We start from the raw sequence: 323 nt of genomic DNA, 5'->3' as shown, positions 1-323 counted from the left end.
GCCGGCGCAGGACGTGTCGATTGCTTACGGGGCTGACGGCAGCAGCACGTGGACCTACGCGGACGGCACGACGGTGGACCGTAGTGCCGCTGGTGACGTCACGCGTGAGGTGAGCGCGGATGGTGCGACGTTCGACCGGTTCACCCCCGAGGGCAAGCCGACGCATGGAACGGTGCCGGGGGTCGATGGGCAGCCGGCGCAGGACGTCTCGATTGCTTACGGCGGTGACGGCAGCAGCACGTGGACGTATGCCGACGGCACCAAGGTCGACCGCAGCGCCGCTGGTGACGTCACGCGTGAGGTGAGCGCGGATGGTGCGACGT

Annotated in this window: 1 protein-coding gene; it reads left to right on the top strand. The window is 69.0% G+C overall.

Going from position 1 to position 323, the window contains the following annotated elements:
- Positions 1-13 precede the first annotated feature (13 nt).
- On the top strand, positions 14-323 hold a 310-nt coding region (locus KBX34_RS33295; protein WP_210929022.1), incomplete at its 3' end, for a hypothetical protein.

Origin of the sequence: Micromonospora sp. M61, assembly GCF_018070245.1 — a bacterium.
Taxonomy (GTDB): domain Bacteria; phylum Actinomycetota; class Actinomycetes; order Mycobacteriales; family Micromonosporaceae; genus Micromonospora; species Micromonospora zamorensis.
This window is presented reverse-complemented; position numbering and strand designations above follow the sequence as displayed.